General features: G+C 70.2%; 9 protein-coding genes. 4 read left to right on the top strand and 5 right to left on the bottom strand.

Annotated elements, in window-relative coordinates; translation table 11 throughout:
• Entirely contained in the window at positions 1 to 972 is a 972-nt protein-coding gene (locus PYR72_RS40805; RefSeq protein WP_275459948.1) for an ABC transporter permease, read from the bottom strand.
• On the bottom strand, positions 969 to 2,480 hold the full coding sequence (locus PYR72_RS40800) for a sugar ABC transporter ATP-binding protein (protein ID WP_275459947.1): 1,512 nt from the start codon (positions 2,478 to 2,480) through the stop codon (positions 969 to 971). The genes PYR72_RS40805 and PYR72_RS40800 overlap by 4 nt, the downstream gene beginning before the upstream one ends.
• Positions 2,481 to 3,121: 641 nt before the next feature.
• Between PYR72_RS40800 and PYR72_RS40795 the strand changes: the two genes are divergently transcribed.
• From PYR72_RS40795 to PYR72_RS40785, 3 genes are read left to right on the top strand one after another with little or no spacing between them, the layout of a single operon-like run.
• On the top strand, positions 3,122 to 6,736 hold the full coding sequence (locus PYR72_RS40795; RefSeq protein ID WP_275459946.1) for a ThuA domain-containing protein: 3,615 nt from the start codon (positions 3,122 to 3,124) through the stop codon (positions 6,734 to 6,736).
• Between the two features lie 9 nt (positions 6,737 to 6,745).
• Complete coding sequence (locus PYR72_RS40790) at positions 6,746 to 8,248, top strand: arabinofuranosidase catalytic domain-containing protein (RefSeq protein ID WP_275459945.1); 1,503 nt, start codon at positions 6,746 to 6,748, stop codon at positions 8,246 to 8,248.
• Between the two features lie 25 nt (positions 8,249 to 8,273).
• The gene (locus PYR72_RS40785) at positions 8,274 to 9,611 is read left to right on the top strand and encodes a ricin-type beta-trefoil lectin domain protein (RefSeq protein WP_275459944.1); all 1,338 of its coding nucleotides are present in this window, start codon (positions 8,274 to 8,276) and stop codon (positions 9,609 to 9,611) included.
• A gap of 57 nt (positions 9,612 to 9,668) precedes the next feature.
• Here PYR72_RS40785 and PYR72_RS40780 read toward each other — a convergent pair whose 3' ends face one another.
• Together PYR72_RS40780 and PYR72_RS40775 are read right to left on the bottom strand one after the other, a co-directional pair.
• Positions 9,669 to 11,381 (bottom strand): ThuA domain-containing protein, encoded by a 1,713-nt coding sequence (locus PYR72_RS40780; RefSeq protein WP_275459943.1) that lies wholly within the window; start codon positions 11,379 to 11,381, stop codon positions 9,669 to 9,671.
• A 29-nt stretch (positions 11,382 to 11,410) separates the two neighbouring features.
• Positions 11,411 to 14,248: a carbohydrate-binding protein gene (locus PYR72_RS40775; protein ID WP_275459942.1), complete on the bottom strand. Its 2,838-nt coding sequence runs from the start codon at positions 14,246 to 14,248 to the stop codon at positions 11,411 to 11,413.
• Between the two features lie 382 nt (positions 14,249 to 14,630).
• On the opposite strand from PYR72_RS40775, the gene PYR72_RS40770 reads away from it, so the two are divergent.
• A complete protein-coding gene (locus PYR72_RS40770) occupies positions 14,631 to 15,443 on the top strand; it encodes a methyltransferase domain-containing protein (protein ID WP_275459941.1) in 813 nt (270 codons plus the stop codon).
• 107 nt (positions 15,444 to 15,550) lie between these two features.
• On the opposite strand, the gene PYR72_RS40765 is transcribed toward PYR72_RS40770, so the two are convergent.
• Positions 15,551 to 17,200, bottom strand: a complete 1,650-nt coding sequence (locus PYR72_RS40765; RefSeq protein WP_275459940.1) for an AMP-binding protein — start codon at positions 17,198 to 17,200, stop codon at positions 15,551 to 15,553.
• Positions 17,201 to 17,224: the final 24 nt, after the last annotated feature.

Here is a 17,224-nt window from a genome sequence, read left to right as displayed (position 1 = left end):
CTAGGACGCCTTCCGCATCGTCCGGCGGGCGTGGACGGCGACCGCCGCGATGATGACCACGCCACGGATCACCTGCTTGAAGAACACGTCGACGTCGAGCTGGTTGAAGACGGCGTCGATGCTCGCGAGGAGCAGCACGCCGCCGACCGTGCCGACGACGCCGCCGCGCCCGCCGGCCAGGGCGGTCCCGCCGAGCACCACGGCGGCGATCGATTCCAGGTCGTACAGTCCCTCGGTGCCCACCCTGGGTGCGCCGGCGCCGAGCCGACCGGCGAGGTAGAGCCCGGCGAGGCCGGCGCAGAGGGCGCACAGCACATGGGCGGTGACGAGGACCCGGCCGGTGCGCACGCCGGAGAGCCGGGCGACCTCCATGTCTCCGCCGACGGCGATCAGATGGTGGCCGAAGCGGGTGCGGGCGAGGACGAACCAGGCCGCGGCGGTGACGGCGAGCAGCAGCAGGAACGCCAGCGGCACCGGGCCGACGCGCTGGTACCCCAGGCCCCGCACCAGGGCGGGTGCGGTCTTGCCGGCCGGGCCGTCGTACCCGTTGTCGAGGTACCCCTTCAGCAGCAGTCCGACGCCGACGGTCGCGATGAAGGGGTTGATCTGCGCCAGGGTGACGAGCAGGCCGTTGACGAGGCCGATCGCGGCGCTGACGGCGAGCGTCAGACCGATCGCCGGGAGCAGCGCCGCGTCGTCACCGGCCATGGTCTCGGCGGCGACGAGGGTGCTCAGGCTGACCGTGTACGCCACGGACAGGTCCAGCGAGCCCCCGACGACGACCAGCGTCTGGCCGACCGCGACGAGGCCCAGACCGGCGGCGACGTGCAGCAGGCTCACCGTCGTCGGCAGACTGAACAGCCGGCCGCCGTCGACCGTGACGACGAGCCAGCCGATCGCCAGGGTGAGGGCCAGGGCGACGAACACACCGGGCGGGGTCCGCCGGGCCGGCGGGGACGGGGCGCCGCTCATCCGGCCGCCTCCCGCGCGGTGCCGACCGCCAGGGCGACGACGTCCTCCTCGGTCGCGCCGGCGGGCAGCTCACCGGCGATCAGGCCGTCGCGCATGACGATGATCCGGTCGCTCATGCCGAGCAGTTCGGGCAGTTCGGAGGAGACCATCAGCACAGCGGCGCCGTCGCGGGCCAGCCGGCGGACGAGGGCGTGGATCGCCGACCTGGCGCCGACGTCGATGCCCCGGGTCGGCTCGTCGAAGAGCAGGATCCTCGGGGCGAGCGCGAGCCACCTGGCCAGCACGACCCTCTGCTGGTTGCCCCCGGACAGGAAACGGATCTCCCGGTCCTCCCGTGCGGCGCGCAGCTCGACGGCCGCGAGCAGCTCCCGGACGCGCGCGGTCCGGGCGCCGCGGCCTGCCCTGCGAGGGGGTACGGCGCGGACGGCCAACAGCGCGTTGTCGAGCACCGACTGCCCGGCGACGATCCCTTCGCCCTTGCGGTCCTCGGAGACGTAGGCGATACCGGCCCGCATCGCGGCGCGGGGCGAGCGCAGCCGGACCGGGGTTCCGTCGACGGCCACCTCGCCGGTTCTGAACGGGACGGCGCCGAACAGGGCGCGGGCCAACGCCGACCGGCCGGAGCCCTGCAGCCCGCCGACCCCGAGCACCTCACCGGCGCGCAGCCGCAGGTCGATGCCGCGCAGCTTCCGGTTGCCCCCGCCCCGGACGGTCAGTCGCACCGGGCCCGGCTCCCGCGGCTTCGCCCGGTCGGGGCAGTGGCTCGACAGCTCCCGGCCGACCATGTGGCGCACCAGCCGGCCGGCGCTGGTGTCCGCGGTGTCCAGGGTGGCCACCGCCCGGCCGTCCTTGAGCACGGTGATCCGGCCGGACAGGTCGAAGACCTCCTTGAGGCGGTGCGAGACGTACAGCACGCCCATCCCGTGCTCCTGCAGCCGCCGTACGAGCGCGTAGAGCCGGTCGACCTCGTTCTCGGCGAGGGCGGCGGTGGGTTCGTCCATGATGAGCAGCCGTGCGTCGAGGGTGAGCGCCTTGACGATCTCGACCACCTGCTGGTGCGCCACGCCGAGGCGTCCCACGCGGGTGTCGGGCGGTAAGGAGCCCTCCCCGATCGAGGCGAGGAGCCCCGCGGTGCGGCTGTGCATCGCTCCGCGGTCGACGAGCCCCCGGCGCAGGGGCTCGTGGCCCAGCCAGACGTTCTCCGCGACGGTGCGCTCGGGCAGCAGGGTCAGCTCCTGGTGGACGATGCCGATACCGGCCTGTTGGGCCTCACGCGGGCTGCGGAACGCCCGCCGTGCGCCGGCGAACTCCACCGTTCCCTCGTCGGGTCGGTGGACGCCGGACACCACCTTCATGAGCGTGGACTTGCCGGCGCCGTTCTCACCGACGACCGCGTGCACCTCGCCCGGCCGGACCTGGAGGTCGATGCCGTCGAGCACCCGCACGCCGAGGAACGACTTGCCGATGCCTCGCAGAGCGAGCAGCGGCGACGGCAGCGGGGCAGACATCGTGGTGGACCCTCAACATTCGCGTCGTCAGCAGGAATGAGTCACCGATAGCTGAATCGTTCGGGTACGGCCCGGCCCGGAAACGGCAGCTCTCGTCCGCGAGCTGTCATCGAATTGCCGCGAGCTTGCGCCGGACGCGATGGCGGCATTGCGGCCCCGAGAGTAAATGCCTCGGTGAGCGCCTGGCAATACCGTCGGGGCCGACCATTTCCCTGCGGGCCCGGTGATCGGCCGAGAACACATTCATACGCCTGAATCTGTTATCCGACGCCCCGTACACAGTCGCGCGCCGAATCACGCCCGCCGATGCGCAAACATGTTATGGAATCGGCCCGTAGACAGCCGCGCACCGGACCACGAAGAAGATACGAGAAATGTGTTATGGAATCGTCGGCACCCGATCCATATTGACTGTTGCGAAAGCCCGCTGCATGCTGACCGGCAGACCACGGGAGACGGTCGCATCTTGTGTGACGCCCCCCTCTCTTCCGTAGGGACCTGACTGCCCGTCACGGCGGACGGGACGACGAGCTGACGGCACACGCACGCCTCCGACACGCCTCTGTACTCCGGCGCATCGCAGGTGCGGCCGGCGCGTGTCCGTGGTCATGCCATCGTTGCTCCGCCGAATAGGAGACGGCATGCGTCGCATCACATTGATCTTCGGGGCGATCGTGAGCGTGCTCCTGTCGCTCGTCATCGCCCAACCGGCGTCAGCGGCGCCGGCCTTCCGAGCACTGGTCTTCACGAAGACGGCCGGCTACCGGCACGATTCGATCCCGGCCGGCCTGGCGATGTTCCGGGAGCAGGCGGCGGCCAACAACTTCGAGTTGGTCCACAGCGAGGACTCCAGCGTTTTCACGGCGGCGAATCTCGCCACCTTCGACGTGCTCATCATGTTCCAGACCTCGGGAATGGTGTGGACCACGGCGTCCCAACGTCAGGCGGTGGAGGGCTACCTCGCCAGCGGCAAGGGCATCGTCTCGATCCACAACGCCACGGACATGGGCATCGAGAACGAGTACCCGTGGTGGGACCAGACCGTCAACGGCGGCGCACACATGCCGGAGCACTCCCCCGGCGTGCTGGCCGGCACCGCCGTCGTCGCGGACGGGAAGCACCCGTCGACGGCCGGCCTGCCGGACCGTTGGAACCGCAGCGAGGAGTGGTACAACTTCGACCGCAACCCCCGCGGCGACGTCCACGTCCTGGTCACCGCGGACGAGCGGACGTACGACCCGGGCCCTCGCGCCATGGGGCCGGACCACCCCATCTCCTGGTGCCGCAACACCGGCGGCGGCCGCGTGTGGGCCACCGCCATGGGGCACGCGAGCGCCGCCTACAGCGAGACCCCTTTCCGTAACCACGTCCTCGGAGGCGTCGAGTGGGCGGCCGGCAAGGAGTCCGGCGACTGCGGCGGCACCGTGTGGAGCAACTTCGAGAAGCGCACCCTCGACGACAACACCGCGGACCCGATGGCCCTCGCGGTCGCCCCGGACGGGCGGGTGCTCTACGTCCAGCGGGGCGGGCAGCTGAAGATCTTCAAACCGTCCACCAACAGGACCGTGACAGCCGCCACGCTCAACGTCTACACCGGCGGCGAGGACGGCCTCACCGGCCTGGCTCTCGACCCCGACTTCGCCGGGAACGGCTACGTGTACCTGTATCACTCCCCGGCCGGAGTCCCGAACGACATCAACCGGGTCTCCCGGTTCACGCTCACCGGCGACACCCTGAACATGTCGAGCCAGGTGACGATCATCGACATCCCCGCGACCCGTGACCGCACGTTCGCCGAGCCCGGACACACGGGCGGGTACATCGAGTTCGGCCCCGACAAGAACCTCTACATCGGCACCGGGGACGACGTCCCGCCGAACCTCGACCCCGCCTGGCAGGGCTACGCCCCGCTGGACTGGCGGCAGGGCAAGGCCAACCTCGACGCCGCCCGCACCGCCGGCAACACCAACGACCTGCGGGGCAAGCTCCTGCGCATCCGGCCCTCGGTCGACGGCGGTTACACCGTCCCGGCCGGCAACCTCTACCCGCAGGGCACGGCGCAGACCCGGCCGGAGATCTACGCGATGGGCTTCCGCAACCCGTTCCGCTTCTCGATCGACCCGGAGAACGGCTGGGTCTACGTCGCCGACTACGGCCCGGACCGGAACCCGCCCACGACCAACCGCGGCCCCGAAGGGCTCGTCGAGCTGAACGTCATCAAGACACCGGGCAACTACGGCTGGCCGTTCTGCCACGGAGACAACCAGGCCTACGCGCCCTACAACCCGAGCACCGGCGTCGTCGGCGCCAAGTTCAACTGCAACGCGCCGGTCAACAACTCGCCGAACAACACCGGCCTGACCAACCTCAAGCCGATCGTCGCGCCGAACATGTGGTACGGCTACGGCGTCTCACCGAACTTCCCCGAACTCGGCTCCGGCGGCTCGGGGCCGATGGGCGGACCGGTCTACCGCTACGACGCCGCCAACCCGTCCGACACGAAGTTCCCGCCCTACTACGACGGGGTCCACTTCTTCTACGAGTGGTCGCGCCACACGGTCAAGGAGGTCCACTTCGACTCCGCGACCGCGGTCACCCGGACCAACCCCTTCCTGCCCGGTGCCAAGTTCCTCAAGCCGATGGACATGGAGTTCGGGCCGGACGGCTCGCTGTACCTGCTCGAATGGGGCAACAACTTCTCCGGTGGCAACAACGACTCGGGTCTCTACCGCATCGACTACCACCACGGCGGACGGTCACCGATCGCCAAGGCCACCGGGACGCCCACCAACGGGGACGCGCCACTGGACGTGCGGTTCAGCAGCGCGGGGTCGACGGACCCCGATCCCGGCAGCACGCTCGGCTACCACTGGACGTTCGGCGACGGCACCACGTCCACGGCGGCCAACCCGTCCCACACCTACACCGCCAACGGCAACTACACCGCCCAGCTCAAGGTCACCGACAACACCGGCAGGACGGCCTTCGCCAACGTGCCGATCACCGTGGGCAACACCGCACCGACCGTCACCCTCACCCTTCCCTCCAACGGCGGCATGCTCGACTTCGGCGACCGCGTCCCGTACAAGGTGACCGTGTCGGACCCCGGCGGCGGGCCCGTCGACTGCGCCAAGGTGTTCGTCAACCCCGCTCTCGGCCACGACGACCATCAGCACGAGACCACGGACCATCCGGGGTGCTCGGGGACCATCGACACGTCGCTGCTGGGCGGGCACCCCGACGGCGCCAACCTGTACTACGTCCTCAACGCCCGCTACACCGACGACGGCGGCCCCGGCGGAGCGAACCCGCTCACCGGTTACGCCCAGGCGATCCTCCAACCCAAGCACAAGCAGGCCGAGTTCTACTCCGACCAGTCGGGTGTGCAGATCGTCGAGCAGGCCGGCGCGGAGAGCGGCAAGCGGGTCGGCGACATCTCCGACGGCGACTGGATCTCGTTCAAACCCATGAGCCTGTCGGGCGTCACGAGCGTGCGCTACCGCCTGTCGTCGCCGAGCGGCGGCGGATCGATCGAACTGCGCGCCGACTCCCCGACCGGGACGCTCCTGGCCACGACACCGGTGCCCGGCACCGGCGGCTGGAACACCTACCAGTCCACGGCGGCGGTGAACACAGCCGACCTCTCCGGCTCGCACCCGCTCTACCTGGTGTTCAAGGGCACCTCGAACAACTGGTTCGACCTCGACTCGCTCACCTTCGGCGGCAACGGGGTCGGCGAACCGGGCGGCGGTGGCGGTGGTGGCGTCGCCGGTCGTACCTGGACGGTCGCGGCGCAGCACAGCGGCAAGTTCATGGACGTCAACGGCGCCTCGACCGCGGACGGCGCCCAGGTCGTCCAGTGGCCGGCCACCGGCGCCGACAACCAGAAGTGGCAGGCCGTCGACGCCGGTGGCGGCGCCGTCTACCTGAAGGCGGCGCACAGCGACAAGTGCCTCGCCGTCACGGGCGGGTCCACCACCCAGGGGGCGTTCCTGCAGCAGTCCACCTGCGACAACGGCAATCCGCAGAAGTTCCTCGTCACCCCGTCGGCCACGGCGGGCGTGTACACGATGAAGAGCGTCCCCAGTGGACTGTGCGTCGACGTCAACGGCGCCTCGACGGCCGACGGCGCACGGCTCCTGCAGTGGGGCTGCCACAGCGGCACGAACCAGCAGTGGCGGTTCACCGCCGTACAGCCCGTCCGGTGGATGCCCGGCGTGCTCGGACGCCGGGCATCCCTTCCCACGACCAGGTGAGGAACCGCCATGGTCTTTCGCATATCCAGTCCCCGCTGGTACGGACGTCTGTCCGCGCTGGGCACCGCCCTGGTGCTGGTCGCCGTCGGCGCCACGGCGGTGGCGGCACCGATCGAGCCCGGGCAGAGCGCCACGCTCGTGGGCGCGCAGTCCGGCCGCTGCCTGACCGTCCCCGGCACCGGCACCGCCAACGGCACCCAGACCCGACTCCAGGACTGCACCGGCGCGACCGGACAGACCTGGACCTACACCACCGGCAGACAACTGACCGTCCCCGGCAACAAATGCCTCGACGCCAACGGAGGCGGCACCACCAACGGCACCCAGGTCATCGTCTGGGACTGCAACGGCCAGACCAACCAACAATGGAACGTCAACCCCAACGGCACCATCACCGGCGTCCAGTCCGGACTCTGCCTCGACGCCAACGCCGGCGGCACCGCCAACGGCACCAGGGCCATCCTCTGGTCCTGCAACGGCGGCACCAACCAGCAGTGGAGCTCGCCGACCCCGCCGCCGGACCCGCCCGACCCGCCGGACCCGGGCGACGGGGGCACGTGCGACATCTACGCCTCGGGCGGCACCCCCTGCATCGCCGCCCACAGCACCGTACGAGCCCTCTACGGCACCTACAACGGCAACCTCTACCAGGTCCGGCGCTCGTCCGACAGCACGACCCGGAACATCGGCGTCCGGAGCGCGGGGGGCGCCGCGGACGCGGCGGCTCAGGACTCGTTCTGCGCCGGGACCGCCTGTGTGATCACCGTCGTCTACGACCAGTCCGGCCGCGGGAACGACCTGTGGTACCAGGGATCGAGTGTCGTTCCCGGCTCCCCCCAGAGCCGCCCGGCGACCGCGACGTCGGAGTCGCTGACGGTCGGCGGCAGCAAGGTCTACTCGCTCTACATCAACCCCGGCAACAGCTACTGGCGGGACGGCCACCTGACCGGCGTGCCGACGGGCAGCGCCCCCGAAGGCATGTACATGGTGACCAGCGGGACCCATGTCAACGGCGGCTGCTGCTTCGACTACGGCAACAGTGAGACGACCCGGGCGGCCGACGCGGCCGGGGCGATGGACGCGATCAACTTCAGCACCCAGTGCTGGTTCGGCGGGTGCGCCGGCCGAGGGCCCTGGGTCCAGGCCGACCTCGAATGGGGGCTCTACTCCGGCGGGAGTCAGAGCTGGAACACGAACCAGCGGGCCTTCAATGGCAAGTTCGTGACGGCGATGCTGAAGAACAACGGGACGAGCCGTTTCGCGCTCAGGGGTGCCGACGCCCAGACCGGCGGCCTGACCACGCTCTGGGACGGCGCGCTGCCGCCCGGCTACAGCCCCATGAAGAAACAGGGCGCGATCATCCTCGGCAGCGGTGGTGACTGCTGCAAGCCCGGCGGCGGCGCGAACCTCAGCGCCGGCACCTTCTACGAGGGCGCGATGGTGTCCGGCTACCCGTCCGACGCGACCGACAACGCGGTACAGGCCGACATCGTCGCGGCCGGCTACCGCTGAACCGCTCATCCACGAAGGGAGAAACATGAGGCGACAAGGCACCAACCGTCACCGATGGCGCACACCGATCGCCGTGGCCATCGCCCTGTTACTCGCCGCGGCCGGCATCAGCGGCATCGGACTGACGTCCGCCGCCGCGGCCGAGGCCCCCTCCGCCGCTCCGAGCGCCGGATGCGGCAAGCCGCCCACGCTGTCGAGTGGTCCGCGCTCGATCCAGAGCAGCGGAAAGACGCGGAACTACATCCTGCGGGTGCCCGCCACCTACGACAGCAACCGCCCGTACCGAGTGGTCTTCGGCTTCCACTGGAACGGCGGCACCGCCAATGACGTCGACTCGGGCGGAACCAGCGGATACCCCTGGTCGTACTACGGACTGCGCGCGATCTCGAACGACAGCGCGATCTTCGTCGCGCCCCAGGGCCTCGGCAACGGCTGGGCCAACTCGGGCGGCGAGGACCTGACCTTCGTCGACGACATGGTCAGGCAGATCGACGCGGGCCTGTGTGTCGACACGAACCAGCGCTTCGCCGGGGGTTTCAGCTACGGCGGCGGCATGAGCTTCGCGCTCGCGTGCGCCCGGCCGACCGTGTTCCGCGCGGTCGCCGTGTACGCGGGCGGTCAGCTGAGCGGATGCAACGGCGGTACCCAGCCGGTCGCGTACATCGGACTGCACGGTTTGCGGGACCCGGTGCTCCCGATCGCCACGGGACGTTCGCTGCGTGACAGGTTCGTCCGGAACAACGGCTGCACCGCCCAGAACCCGCCGGAGCCGGCGCGGGGCAGCCTCACCCATGTCGTCACGACCTACTCGGGGTGCCGCGCCGGCTACCCCGTGGCATGGGCCGCGTTCGACGCGGGCCATACACCGGGTCCCGTCGACGGATCGCCCGGCGACTACGAACCGGGTGAGCGGTCGTGGACCCGGGCGGTGGTGTGGAACTTCTTCACGCGGCTCGACGGCTCGGATCCCACCCCGCCGGACCCGACCACGTTCCGGCTGCGCAACGAGGGTTCGGGCCGGTGCCTGGACGTCAACGGCGCGAACGCGGCCAACGGCACACCGATGATCATCTGGGACTGCCACGGCAACGCCAACCAGCAGCTCACCCAGAACGGTCAGGCGCTGCAGGTGCTGGGCAAGTGCCTGAACGTTCCCACCGGCGCCGCCGCCGGCACGCGGGTGCAGATCCAGGACTGCAACGGTGGCGCCAACCAGCAGTGGGCCCTCACCGCCAACGGCACGGTCCGTAACGTGCAGAACGGCTTGTGCCTGGACGTCAACGGCGCGAGCACCGCCAACGGTTCCGCGGTCGTGGTCTGGAACTGCCACGACGGCGCCAACCAGCGCTGGGCGCGAGCCTAGACGCACGAGAGGGCCACCTCCTCCTGGGAGGTGGCCCTTTGGGCGTGCCGCGTCAGCTCAGGGCAGAGTCCATTTCTGGTTGGCGCCGCCGTGGCAGGTCCACAGGTTCACGAGGGTGCCGTCCGAGGTGTTCGCGCCGTTGACGTCCAGGCACTTGCCCGACCGCGGGTTCCGCAGCGATCCGTCCGTGGACGCCTGCCAGTTCTGGTTGGCACCACCGTTGCAGGACCACAACTGGACCTTCGCCCCGTCCGCCGTACTGTTGCCGCTGACGTCCAGGCACTTGCCCAACGCCTTGACCGTCGACCCCGACGCCACCGTCCACTGCTGCCTCGCCGCACCCGTACACGACGAGATCTGCACGGCCGCCCCATCCGCCGAACCGCCGTCACGGACATCCAGACACTTGCCCGCGACCCCCACGATCGGCCCCGCGCCGGGGGTGGGTGGCGGGCTGCCGCCGAGATCCTTGATCCGGACGTTGCGGAACGACACGTCGTCCCCCGTGCCGTGGTTCTGGATGCCGACGTGCCCGGCGAGCGAGCGGGCGGGATTCGTGTTGGTGAAGTCATTGATCTTCACGCCGTTGAGCCAGACCTGGAGCCGTTCACCCTCCACCAGCACCTCGAAGGTGTTCCACTCGCCCGGTGGATTGAGCGCCGCGTCCCGGGCGGCCGTGTCCGGGGCCTTCACGGCGTAGATCGAGCCCGTCGTACGGTCGGGCGCGTCCGTGGCGTCGATCTGGACCTCGTAGCCGCTGTCCAGTGCCGCCTGCGGGTCGTTCGTCGGCGGGAAGCCCACGACCACGCCGGAGTTGTCGTCGCCGGGCATCTTCCAGTCCAGCTTCAGCGAGTAGGTGGTGAACTGACGGGCGCTGTACCAGAGCATGCCCAGACCGCCGTTCGAGGCGAGGGTGGCGTCCGCGTTGGTGAAGCCGCCCGGGCCGGCCTGTGACCAGCCGGTGGTGGAGCCGTTGTAGAGGGTCGTATAGCCGGTCTCGGGCCGGCAGTCGGCCTTGGTCCGGCCTGCCGCGTACCGGATGCCGCCGAGCAGGTGCGCCCGGAACGCCGGTTCCGCGTAGGACGCCTGACTGTGCCCGCCGCCGGTGTAGAAGGCCCGGCCGCCCGAGTGGGTCTTGCACCAGCTGTGCGGGTGGTCGGCCCCCATCGAGCCACCCGAGTACGACGACTCGTCCAGCGTGGTGAGCACGCGCGCGGTGGTGCGGGGGTTGGTCCGGAAGTTGTACCACTCGTCGGTGCGGGTCCAGGTCTGCGGCAGATGGGCGGTCGCCGCGTGCGCCCGCCCTTCCACCTTGACGTCGGCCCGCTGGACGGCGGGGTGCGAGGCGAACCAGGCGCCGACCAGGTCGCCGTAGAACGGCCAGTCGTACTCGGTGTCCGCGGCCGAGTGGACGCCGACGAAGCCGCCGCCCGAGCCGATGTACGACTGGAACGCCGACTGCTGGGTGTCGTTCAGGACGTCGCCGGTGGTGTTGAGGAAGACCACCGCCTCGTAGCGGCTCAGGTTGCCGGTGGTGAACTGGCCGCCGTCCTCCGTGGCCGTCACCGTGAAGCTGTTCGCCGTGCCGAGCTCGCGGATGGCCTGGATCCCCGCCGGGATCGAGTCGTGCCGGAACCCGGCCGTCCTGGAGAACACGAGGACGTCGTAGGCCGTGTCGGCGGCATGGACGGGGTGGGGCTGGCCGAGAAGGACCAGGGTGGCGAGTGCCGTGGCGGCCCCGCCGAGCAGGGTCCGGGGTCGACTGCGCATGTGCGTCACTCCCTTCTTGGTGACCGGCATCAGGGCAGGGTCCATTTCTGGTTGGCGCCGCCGTGGCAGGTCCACAGGTTCACGAGGGTGCCGTCCGAGGTGTTCGCGCCGTTGACGTCCAGGCACTTGCCCGACCGCGGGTTCCGCAGCGATCCGTCCGTGGACGCCTGCCAGTTCTGGTTGGCACCACCGTTGCAGGACCACAACTGGACCTTCGCCCCGTCCGCCGTACTGTTGCCGCTGACGTCCAGACACTTGCCCAACGCCTTGACCGTCGACCCCGACGCCACCGTCCACTGCTGCCTCACCGCACCCGTACACGACGAGATCTGCACGGCCGTCCCATCCGCCGAACCGCCGTCACGGACATCCAGACACTTGCCCGCGACCCCCACGATCGGCCCCACGGACGGGCCTCCCCCGGTGTCGAAGGTGAACGCGTCGACGTCGAAGAGGTATCCGGAGCCGCCGGCGAAGGTCAGGTAGAGGGTGGTGGTGCCGAGCGGTGCCCCGGAGACCGAGCCGTTGACCGTGGTGAAGTTCGTCCACGAGCCGGTGACCGGGACGGTGGCGGAGCCGAGGACGGTGCCGGTCGGCGAGCCGGCCCGGACCTGCAGCGTGCCACCCGCGCCGGCCGACGACACCCGGGCACTGAACGACGTGGCGTTGCTCAGCCTGTACGGCTCGAACGCGATCCAGTCGCCGTTCTCGATGTCACCGACGGACTTGCCGCCCTCGGCGGTCGACTTGTCCAGGATGCTGATGCCGGACGACGTCTTGTGGTGCTCGGCCTGCCGGTGCTTGGGCTGCAGGATGTGCTGGGTGTGCGTGGTGAGCCCGGCGCTGTCGGTGTACTCGGCGTCGAAGACCCCGAAGATGTTCGCCGCGTCGTCGTGCTCGCCGTCGACCGGGACGGTGATCGTGCCCGAGCACCCGGTCTTCGAGGTGACCGGGTGGCCGTGGCTGTCGTGACCGACGATGTACGTCATCTTCACCTTGGCGCAGTCGACGGTCCCGTCCTCCGGATCCGTCACGGTGACGGCGAACGGCACGGTGTCGCCGAAGGCGAAGATCTCCCCCGCGGCAGGTCTGTCGATGGTCACGGTCGGCGCGGTGTTGCCGACGGTGATCCGCACGTCGGCGGTGCCGGTGGCACCCTGCGGGTCGCGCACGGTCAGCGTGGCCGTGTAGTTCCCGTTCGTGTCGTACGTCTTCGTCGGGTTGGCCGCGGTGGAGCCGGTGCCGTCGCCGAAGCTCCACGCATAGGTCAGTGCCCCACCGTCGGGGTCGGACGAGCCGGCCGAGGAGAAGGTCACGGTCAGCGGCGCCGCGCCGGACGTCCGGTTGGCGCCGGCCACCGCCGTGGGCGCGCGGTTGCCGACGCCGACGTAGTCGAAGCGGTACAGGGCGGAGTTCTGGTCGCCCTGGTAATACCCGGTGCCGTAGTCCAGCACGTAGTAGGAGCCGTCCGGGCCGAAGGCCGAGTCGATCACCTGCTTGCCGGTCCAGGGGAAGCTGTCGATGGTCCCCGGGGAGCCGTCGGCATTGAGGTGGATCGGCTTGATCCAGCCGCGGCCGAACTCCGTGGCGAAGAACTGCCCGTCGAACGACTGCGGGAACTTCGTGGGCGAGTTGAGGTCGGGGTCGTAGCGGTACACCGGGCCCGCCATCGGCGACTCCGAGCCGCCGCCGAACGCCGGCGGACTGCCGGCGTCGCCGCCGTAGCGGATCCAGGCGGCCTTGGCGGGGGGCAGCGTGCTCAGGCCGGTGTTGCGGAACGAGTTGTTCGTCGCTCCGCCCGAGCAGTTGTACTTGGCGCCCGCCGTATTGGTGGCGAAGTCCCATTCGGCGAACGTCTCGGCGTTCGTGTTCGTGCCGTTGCAGTACGGCCAGCCGTAGAAACCGGGGCTCGTGATGCGATTGAACTCGACCTGGCCCTGCGGTCCGCGCGCCGAGGTGGCCCCGGCGTCGGGGCCGTAGTCGCCGACGTGGACGACGCCGGTGGCCTTGTCCACGCTCATCCGGAAGGGGTTGCGCAAGCCCATCGCGTAGATCTCCGGCCGGGTCTTCGCCGTCCCGGGCGGGAACAGGTTGCCTTCCGGGATCGCGTACGACCCGTTGGCGTTCACCTTGATCCGCAGGATCTTGCCGCGCAGGTCGTTGGTGTTGGCGGCGGTGCGTTGCGCGTCGAACGCCGGGTTGCGGTTGGTCCGTTCGTCCAGGGGGGAGTACCCGGCGGACTCGAACGGGTTGGTGTCGTCGCCGGTGGACAGGTACAGGTTGCCTGCCGCGTCGAAGTCGATGTCTCCGCCGGCGTGGCAGCAGATGCCCCGGTCCGCCGACACGTCGAGAATGTCCACCTTGCTGGACTGGTTGATCGTGAAGTCGCCGTTGAGCGTGAACCGGGAGAGGCGGTTGACGCCCTGCCACGCCGACCAGTTGCCGCCGGTGGTCGGTGCGTCGCCTCCCGGCGTGGACAGCGGCGGGGCGTAGTAGAGGTAGATGTGCCGGTTGGTGGCGAACCCCGGGTCGATGCCGATGCCCTGGAGGCCGTCCTCGTCGTGCGTGTAGACGGGGACGGTGCCGATGACCGTGGTGGTGCCGTTGGCGTCGGTGCGGCGCACGGTCCCGTTGCGGGCGGTGTGCAGCACCGACCGGTCGGCGAGTACGGCCAACGACATCGGCTCGCCGACCTCCGTGACCCCGCGGGCCAGTTGGACCTGCTGGAAGTCGGCCGCGTTGATCGGGTGCGCCGAGGCCGGCGTCGCGCCGGACAGGTTGGCGACGAGAGCGGTCGCGACCAGGAGCAGAGCCGAAGCGATGGCGGGCCAGCGTGCGGTTGCGACCCTCCTGATGTTCATGGACATGACAATGCCGTCCCCTTCCTGAACAGATGACTGCCAGGCTTGGGGCGCGCGCTGCCGCGCCGATGCCGTAGCGGAATGCCGATGCCGTAGCGGAACGTCGCCGCTTCGGCCCGCCAGGGATGCTTCGGCGGGCCATGACGCCGAGCGGGGGCAACCGCTCGGAAACACCAGGAGTCGATGGCTACCGCGCCGTCGGGTCACATCGGCGATCCTGATGGGTTGTCAGCAAGGCTAGGAGACTTCGGCCCGAGGTGTCCACACCTCCCTCCGGACCAGTTTGGCACTCAGGGTCCCCAACTCCCTTGCTGATACGCTGCTTTGACTTTCAACAAGCGCCACTCGCACGCACACTTCTGGCACCCCCGACGGGAGACAGCAGCACGTGGACACCACCGGACCACGCACGGCCGAGAGCCTTGCCGCACGCTTCCACGACGTCGACTCCTCCGGCGTCCCCGAGGACTTCATCGCCTATCTGCGGAAGATGGAGGAGAGCGAGAGCGGTCGCGCGGTACGGGAGACCACCTACCGCGCCCTGGAGACCGCCGGAGGCAGGGGAACCGACGTCGGGTGCGGCGCCGGCCGCGCCGTGGCGGATCTCGTACGGCTCGGAAAGGACGCGGTCGGCGTCGACAGCAGCCAGGCCATGGTCGACGCCGCTCTGGCCAGGTTCCCGGACTGCCGCTTCGTCCAAGGCAGCGCCTTCGAGCTGCCGTTCGAGGACGGTGAACTGTCGTGGTACCGGTCCGAGCGGACCTTCCTCCACTTCGGCGATCCCGCCGAGGCGCTGTCCGAGGCCCGCAGGGTGCTGAAGCCGGGCGGGACCATCGTGCTCGCGGACCCCGATCTCGGTTCGATGGTGGTGAGTTCACGGATCCCCGGGACGACCGAGGCGGTCAAGCACGCCTTCTGTTCGGCCGTCCCGAACCCCCACTCCGGCACCCGCAGCGCCCCCCACCTCGCCGACGCGGGCTTCACCGACATCGACATCGTTCCGATCATGGCGACGCTGAACGACCACGCGTCCGCGTTCGGTGTGGTCCTGGAACCGGCCCTCACGGCGGCGCTCACCCAAGGCGTCGTCGGCGAGGAGGAGGCGGCGCGGTGGAAGGACGACCTGAGCGATCTCTCGCGCCGGAACGCCTTCACCGCGACGGCGACCTTCTTCGTCACCACGGCCCGCCGGGCGTCCTAGCCCTCGGCGGTACCGCTCCCGCGGCCTGCGGTCCCCCGTTCACGCGGTGAACCGACGCGAGCGGGTCGCCCGGGGATGTTCTCCCGGGCGACCCGGACCCCTCTCGGTCAGTCGGAGCGGAGCCGAAGCCGTTCCCGGAGCAGGTTCTTCCGTACCTTGCCGGTCTCGTTGCGCGGCAGTCGGGGCAGGAGCTCCAGGCGGGAGGGCAGGCACCACTCGCTCATCCCGAGCCCGCCGAGCCAGTCGCGCAGCCCTTCGAGGGTGGGCGTCCGCTCCCCCGGGACGACGACCGCGCAGGCCAGCTCGCCTCCGTGGCCGTCCGGGTAGCCGACCAGGGCGACATCCCGTACGTCGGGGTGATCCAGCAGTGTCGACTCCACGTCGCTGACCGGGATCATGATGACGCCGATCCGGTCCTCGGCACGGCCGTGGAGCCGGATGCCGCCGTGGCCGTCCGGCGCCGCGAGGTCACCGGTGTCGTACCAGCCGTCGTCGTGCTCGGCCAGCACGGTCAGACGGCCGTCGTCCCGGCCCCAGGTGGCCAGGCACAGCGAAGGGCTGCGCACGAAGAGACGCCCGGGCCGGTCGTCGCCGATCGGGTGGTCGGCCCGCAGGTCGATCTCGTGGCCGGGCGCGCACCGCCCGACCGTGCGTCCGGCCAGCTCCGGGTGCTCTCCGACGCGGGTGAAGGTGTTGGCGCCCTCCGTCATGCCCCAGCCGACGTCCAAGGGGATGCCGAAGGTCTCCGTCACCCGCCTGAACAGCGGCTGCGGGACCGTGGTGCCTCCCGCGCGGATGATGCGCACGGTGTCCAGTCGCCGCGAGGTGCCTTCCATCGCGTCGATCAGCGCGGAGAGATGGACCGGGACGATGACCATCCACGTGACCTGGGCCCGGTCCAGGAAGGGGACGATGGCCTCCGGCGCCCAGCGGCCGGTCATGACCGCGCACCCTCCGCGGTGCAGCGGCATGAAGATCCCCATGGTGAGGCCGACGATGTGCGTCGCCGCGTTCGGCGAGTAGACGCGGCTGTGCGGGCCGATGCCGTCGGCGGCCGCGACGGGGCCGTACCAGGCATACAGGGTGTTGAGGGTGTGCAGCACGGCCTTCGGCTCACCCGAGGTACCGGAGGTGAACAGCACCAGGGAGACCCGGTCCGGGTCCACCACGGACGGATCCGGCAGGGTGGCGTGCTCCGTGTCCTCGAAGAACTCGCGGAAGTCGAGTTCCCCGTCGCCCCCGTCGGCGGTGCGCTCGCCGAGCACCACGCGGTGGCGCAGTGCCGGCAGCCGGGGTGCCATCTCGGCCAGCGCGGCGGCGTGTGCGAAGTCGTCCCACCGGTCGATGGTCACGCAGACGACGGCGTCCAGCCGGCGGAGCATCCGCTCCAGCTCACGGGGGCGGAAGGCGCACATGATGGGCGCGGCGACGGCGCCGAGCCGGGCGCACGCCAGGAGCAGCGGTCCGACCTGCCAGACGTTCGGCACCTGCATCGCGACGACCTGACCGCTGCGCACCCCCAGCGCGTGCAACGCGCCCGCGAAGCGGTCCACGTACGCGGCGTACCGGGCGTAGCTCATTTCCACGAGGCCCTGGTTCCCCGTGACGGTCTCCGGCACGAGAAGGGCAGGGGCGTCGGGAGTCTCGGCACTCCACCGCGCCAGGTCGTCCAGGAGGGTGTCGGCGCGCCAGAAGCCCTCCTTGCGGTACCGCTCCACGGTGTCGGCGGACGGGCGTAATGTGGTGATCGGATTCACATGTCCACTTTCATCAGAGGATCG

The sequence above is a fragment of the Streptomyces sp. VNUA24 genome (assembly GCF_029167005.1).
GTDB lineage: Bacteria > Actinomycetota > Actinomycetes > Streptomycetales > Streptomycetaceae > Streptomyces > Streptomyces scabiei.
The sequence above is the reverse complement of the archived record's forward strand: the minus strand, read 5'-3'. Positions and strand labels throughout refer to the sequence as shown.

Bases quoted from the DNA above. Each gene is read 5' to 3' on its own strand.
- PYR72_RS40775 (WP_275459942.1), bottom strand. From the start codon at position 14,248: ATGTCCATGAACATCAGGAGGGTCGCAACCGCACGCTGGCCCGCCATC.
- PYR72_RS40795 (WP_275459946.1), top strand. From the start codon at position 3,122: ATGCGTCGCATCACATTGATCTTCGGGGCGATCGTGAGCGTGCTCCTG.
- PYR72_RS40785 (WP_275459944.1), top strand. From the start codon at position 8,274: ATGAGGCGACAAGGCACCAACCGTCACCGATGGCGCACACCGATCGCC.
- PYR72_RS40800 (WP_275459947.1), bottom strand. From the start codon at position 2,480: ATGTCTGCCCCGCTGCCGTCGCCGCTGCTCGCTCTGCGAGGCATCGGC.
- PYR72_RS40780 (WP_275459943.1), bottom strand. From the start codon at position 11,381: ATGCGCAGTCGACCCCGGACCCTGCTCGGCGGGGCCGCCACGGCACTC.
- PYR72_RS40805 (WP_275459948.1), bottom strand. From the start codon at position 972: ATGAGCGGCGCCCCGTCCCCGCCGGCCCGGCGGACCCCGCCCGGTGTG.
- PYR72_RS40790 (WP_275459945.1), top strand. From the start codon at position 6,746: ATGGTCTTTCGCATATCCAGTCCCCGCTGGTACGGACGTCTGTCCGCG.